Origin of the sequence: uncultured Bacteroides sp., from assembly GCF_905207245.1 — a bacterium.
Taxonomy (GTDB): Bacteria; Bacteroidota; Bacteroidia; order Bacteroidales; family Bacteroidaceae; genus Bacteroides.
In genome coordinates this window covers 1-5,163 of record NZ_CAJLKP010000155.1, presented here as the reverse complement: position 1 = coordinate 5,163, position 5,163 = coordinate 1, and the positions used below count along the sequence as shown (strand labels likewise).

The 5,163-nt window shown below is 40.2% G+C and carries 8 protein-coding genes; 2 read left to right on the top strand and 6 right to left on the bottom strand.

Annotation, left to right across the window (positions count from 1 at the left end; translation table 11 throughout):
- Nucleotides 1-58: 58 nt before the first annotated feature.
- Nucleotides 59-154, top strand: coding sequence for a smalltalk protein (locus QZ135_RS24390; protein ID WP_156482078.1), 96 nt, complete (start codon nucleotides 59-61; stop codon nucleotides 152-154).
- Nucleotides 155-232: 78 nt separating this feature from the next.
- Here the strand turns inward: QZ135_RS24390 and QZ135_RS24385 are convergent, their stop codons facing one another.
- Nucleotides 233-1,750, bottom strand: coding sequence for a DUF4301 family protein (locus QZ135_RS24385; RefSeq protein WP_294615666.1), 1,518 nt, complete (start codon nucleotides 1,748-1,750; stop codon nucleotides 233-235).
- A 193-nt stretch (nucleotides 1,751-1,943) separates the two neighbouring features.
- On the opposite strand from QZ135_RS24385, the gene QZ135_RS25025 reads away from it, so the two are divergent.
- Nucleotides 1,944-2,342: an Arm DNA-binding domain-containing protein gene (locus QZ135_RS25025; RefSeq protein ID WP_365979423.1), complete on the top strand. Its 399-nt coding sequence runs from the start codon at nucleotides 1,944-1,946 to the stop codon at nucleotides 2,340-2,342.
- Here the strand turns inward: QZ135_RS25025 and QZ135_RS24380 are convergent.
- The 5 genes from QZ135_RS24380 to QZ135_RS24360 form a co-directional block, all read right to left on the bottom strand.
- Complete coding sequence (locus tag QZ135_RS24380) at nucleotides 2,284-2,874, bottom strand: AHH domain-containing protein (RefSeq protein WP_294615665.1); 591 nt, start codon at nucleotides 2,872-2,874, stop codon at nucleotides 2,284-2,286. The two genes, QZ135_RS25025 and QZ135_RS24380, sit on opposite strands and share 59 nt — an antisense overlap.
- A 142-nt stretch (nucleotides 2,875-3,016) precedes the next feature.
- Complete coding sequence (locus tag QZ135_RS24375) at nucleotides 3,017-3,427, bottom strand: hypothetical protein (protein ID WP_294615663.1); 411 nt, start codon at nucleotides 3,425-3,427, stop codon at nucleotides 3,017-3,019.
- Between the two features lie 152 nt (nucleotides 3,428-3,579).
- The gene (locus QZ135_RS24370; protein WP_294615661.1) at nucleotides 3,580-4,035 is read right to left on the bottom strand and encodes a hypothetical protein; all 456 of its coding nucleotides are present in this window, start codon (nucleotides 4,033-4,035) and stop codon (nucleotides 3,580-3,582) included.
- 27 nt (nucleotides 4,036-4,062) lie between these two features.
- Nucleotides 4,063-4,575, bottom strand: coding sequence for a glycosyl hydrolase 108 family protein (locus tag QZ135_RS24365; RefSeq protein ID WP_294615659.1), 513 nt, complete (start codon nucleotides 4,573-4,575; stop codon nucleotides 4,063-4,065).
- A complete protein-coding gene (locus QZ135_RS24360) occupies nucleotides 4,575-4,952 on the bottom strand; it encodes a hypothetical protein (RefSeq protein WP_294615657.1) in 378 nt (125 codons plus the stop codon). The genes QZ135_RS24365 and QZ135_RS24360 overlap by 1 nt, the downstream gene beginning before the upstream one ends.
- Nucleotides 4,953-5,163 lie beyond the last annotated feature (211 nt).

Below are 5,163 nucleotides of genomic sequence, written 5' to 3'. Positions count from 1 at the left end.
AGAATCCAAAGCCAAAGGCTTTGGAAATTAAAAATTAAAGAATTAAAAATTAAAGAGAATGAAAAAGTCAATTTGGGATAAAATACTCAAGGTGGTGATTGCGGTGGCTTCGGCTATTATAGGAGCACTGAGCGCTAATGCTATGAATGTGTAAAAAGGTAAAATAAATACCTTCTAAATGAAAAGTGCCGGAGAAGTAAAATCCTCCGGCACTTTTTTATTGAAATATCATTTACTGATGTTGTTCTCTCAGCAAATCGTTTACCGTCTTCACCGGGTTGAACGTATTCAGGGAAACTTCTACAAACACCGTATTCCAGTCGCTCATGGCACCGTTCCACAAACCGGGAAGTTCGAGCGCTTTCAGGTCTTTGCCATTCTTTGATTTGTAAGAGATGAAACCGGTAGCTTTATCCACGAAGTTAACGAGGTCGAATTTATGACCTTTATAGTCGCGTACGGCACAAACCAAATCCACGGGATTGAAGTGCGTTCCCTTCTCAAACATCTCCTTCTTTTCCGGATCGTCCATATCAATCTGAGAACTTTCAAGGATTTGCAGAGAGATAGTTCCGTCACTATTATATGCCAGGAACGGACCACCACCCGGCTCGCCTACATTCTTCACCATACCGCATACACGCATCGGGCGGTTCAGTTTCTCCTTCAAATAAAGCACCAGCTCGGCATCTTCCAGATTCTTTGTTTCAGGATTCTTGCAGAACAGTTTCTTTTGCAGGAATTGCAGGATTTCGAGCACTTGTTCATGAGTATATCTGCCGCTATCCAGAATCTCCAGATAGGCAAACGCACGCTGCTGCAACGCAACCAGCACTCCGGCAATCAACTTCTTGTACAACACTGTATCCCCCTTCAACTTATCGGGCACCACGTTATCGATATTCTTAATAAAGATGATGTCTGCATCGAGGTCGTTCAGATTCTCAATCAGTGCACCATGACCGCCCGGACGGAACAATAACTTGCCGTTGTCGCGGAAAGGCTGATTGTCCATATCGGCGGCAATGGTATCCGTACTGGGTTTCTGTTCGGAAAAAGTAACATTATAATCCACTCCGTACTTCTTGGCATAAACAGTGGCCTTGTCAGCTACCAATGCTTCAAACAGACGCCGATGTTCAGGAGAAACAGTAAAATGCACATTTACCTTTCCATTCTTATTGGCTGCATAGAGCGCACCTTCCACAAGATGTTCCTCCAATGGCGTACGACTTCCGTCTTCGTACTTATGGAACTTGAGTAAACCTTTCGGTAGCGCACCGTAATTCAGTCCGGCAGCTTCGAGCAATGCTGCCACAACAGCTTTGTAATTCCCATCGGCTATCAATGCATGAATCCCCTTCCCGGACATATTTTCACAAGCGGCATTCAAGTCATCATAGAAAGCAAACTTTTCAATTTGTTCGAAGAAAGTTTTTTCAAATTTGGTTTCGGGTGCATCGTAATCAGCTCCAAGAAATTCGAATAAATTCTTGAACATGCGACTTGCCGCACCTGATGCGGGGACAAACTTCACCACTACTTTATCTGTCCGTGTATATGCATCCCATGCATCGAGATAGAGCTTCTGCTCGTCAGCGGCAGGTGCCAGAATACCTTTCTCTATAGAAGCGGCTGCAGCCAGCTTCAAGTACGGGAAACCTTTCTCAAAACAGGCCAGTTGTTCGGTTATCTGTTCTTCTGAAATACCTTTTTTGGTAAGCAACTCTTTGTCTTGCGGTGTTATCATACTATCTTAATTTATTAATTGATTGCCAAAAATACAAAAAAACCTCAAGCCCTGTCAAGAAAGAGAAGAAAAAAACTACCTTCTTTTTGAAGAATATATTTTATTTTTCAAAAAGCACTGAACTTCAAGAGGTTTCAATAGTATATAACTCCAATAAAACGTCACATTTGACGCTATTTTATTGTCGAAAACTATGGCTAATTTATCACTTGTTATCGTGCCTGCAAAGGCATTAAAAGATAGGAGTCACAAAATAAGAGTTGCAGTTTCTCATAATGGAGAAACTAGGTATATAATTACTGATCTTCGTATAAATTCTGCGAAGGAGTTTAAAAACGGACAGGTTATCAAAAGGAATGATGCAGGCTTTATGAACACTAAACTGCGTTCTATTCTCTCAGAATACCAGAAGATATTCCATTGCAATATGCAGACGAAGGCATTTGTGCCGACTTCCCTAGTCCTTGCTCAAGATTACATGGAGCAAGCCATCGACTTGAAGGAGACCAATAGGACAAACCGACACATATATTTTATGAAAGAATTGTATCAGGATTATTTCCGCTTAACATTGCACGATTTGCAGCAATAGTACTATTCACAGCTTTTATTACAACATCAGAAGGAAAAGTCTTAGTACAATAGTTGTACAAGATATTTCGAACACTAGCAGAATGTGGAGCTAGAGTCAGTAGATTATGTTCTATATTTGTTGTATAAGTGGGATGTGATCCAACATGTGCTGTTCTTCCCATTAAATATGATAATCCCTTTGTAGATGGTAACAACATTCCATTAAATCCACGATCATCAAGTGGAGTACCTGTTACCACTCCTGGATGATACAACTCCTGTGGAATAATATGATGAGCTTGTGTGTTGTCTCCTATATTTGCACCATTAGCACCCAATAAACCTGTTATTGCTGCAGGAGGAATTCCTAAAATAGTCATTCTGGTGGTCGCCTGTTGAAATAAGTTGGCTGAATCCACAGAAGTTCCGTGCCACATCTGAATGGTTTGGCTTCTATTATCCACGAAACTCTTTAACTGCCTACTACTAATTCCACTATTAGCAATCGCCCTACTCAATTTATCCCTTTGTTCCCTACTATATTCTGCCATAATATACCATTTTTAGTTAGTGTGTAAAAATAAGAAATAATATAATAGGTTGTCACTCAACATAGGATGTTAGATAGCATGAAATAGGGATATAAGAAAAAAGGCAGCTTATTCGGCTGCCTTAATAAAAACGACAATATTATCAATCTATAATTCTACTGGCTAAATACTCCTCAGCAATATATACATCAATTTTTGGAAGATTCACATATATATGTGTAGCATCTGGGAATCTATCCCCAATGACAGGAGAATATACAGCGGCCAAATACGCTTCAACCCCCAACATAACTTCTTTGTCCTTAATAATAGCAAAAGTGACAAGTAATTCCGGATGTTTACAGATTAATGGATTCTGCGAATGTTCTTCCAGTCGTTCTGCTATACGACCGCTCCCAACTCGCACAACTCGCTTTTCTGTTTCCGACCAAATAATGTACACTCCAGTATTACACTGACCATTTTCCACTAAACTCGGACTTGTTAAGTCTAGTGTTTTCAAATGCGCCCAATTATCATAAGCGCATTTCTCCCAAATGACTTTTTCTTTCATTATGTTATTTTTAATTATTTATGCCACAAAGATAATTCTTAAGATGAATACAAAGTTGTTATTTTACAACTTTATCATAGCAATACTAATAAATAACAAAAAGCCCCGACTGTCACCAGCCGAGGCTCAAATTCATCAATGATGAATTACTTCTACTTCTTTATTCTCTTATAAACAAACCTACCTATTATACATAGGATAAGAGCAAGCGATGCACCGAATGCCCAGCCTCCCAGTTCGACCTTCATAGCTTGCCCTCTGGTCAGCCTCCTTTCGATCTCTACAGGCACCTCTACATATTCCTTAACGGTAATCTTCTTAGAAGGTATGTAGACAGTATCTTGCGGCACTTTCATCTTAGCTATCACATTCCCAAGGCTATCAATCGCTAGTTGCGCCTGCACATTCTTCGTGTTTGCAATGTCCAACCACCGGAGTACAACCGGCCCATTTTCATCACACTCAAAAAGCGCACGAATAGCGGCACTATCAGCAGAATTAGCTACTGGAATCAACGTTTTGATATAGATGCTATCAGTTCTACTTTCAATCGGCACCTGTTTAAGACTCCGACAAGCACCAAACCATATTCCTAACATCAAGAACATAGCTATATAAAGCAAGCGTTTCATGGCTCAAAAGGTTAAGTTATTAATCCGGTTCATCCATCCCCGGCGAAACTTCTCATTAGCTGGTCGGGCTTTGCAGATTTCATCTATAAATTTGATGCGATCCGCTTTAATAGCATAAAATAATTCTTTCGCATCCCTGGCATTAACAGAGGCAAGAGTCTGGCTACCAACAATACCATCTACAGATACACCTAAAATTTTCTGCGGTCGTTTAATGCCATGAACACCTGATGCCCAAACCCAATCAACAAGTATATTGGCAACATTCTGGTTAGCTATCTTGTTAGCTTTCCACCTATCCCAATACATTGTCTTTAGAATCTCGGTCCATTCGCGCTCAGAGAGATTTTTCAGCCGCTCAACGGTTGGCATCGGATAACCTTTCTTCCGGCAATACTGTGTATAAGTTGCAAGTGTTACGCCTCTATTGGTTGCTCCACCCAAGTCATCAGGATCATTCACAAATCCGCCCTCCCACTTCAGGATGAACGGAACTAACTTTTCTAAATTCGCCATTAATTATCCTCCTTATTAATTTCGTTTTCAATTCTTTCAATTACCCCCTGAACGTGCGAAGGCATCGCACGCTTGAACTCAAACCTTATCAAATGGTAGATTATCCGGAAAGCCTTATTTTTCGGGTATGCTATAATCAGGTTCTTAAATGCATTCTGAAGATAGACATACGTGATAGTCTTAATCACAATGAGAACACTGTCACCATCTCCTATTGAGTTCATAAAGATAAATACCACCTCAATAATAATCAGGTATAAGAGTAACTCTGCAAGTACATTCTTAAACTTACCCCAAGAGAAGTTCTTGCACCGAACAATACTCACGCCATCGGCACGCATACCGCACCAAATATTAAAGGCAAACATCACTGCCAAAGCTATAAGGAATCCTTTGGTAGGTGTCAGATACGCTAATATCGAGCTAAACAGCTACACGCATATCACCCGAATTTGGTCTAAAGTCAATAATTTATCCATTCTCAAACATTATCTAAGTTATTTAATACTACCTTTGTTATTGCATAAGACCATTGGAAAAACCGGTTCATACTGCCCCCTTAAATCCAAATTAAAGAATCCCCCCTCT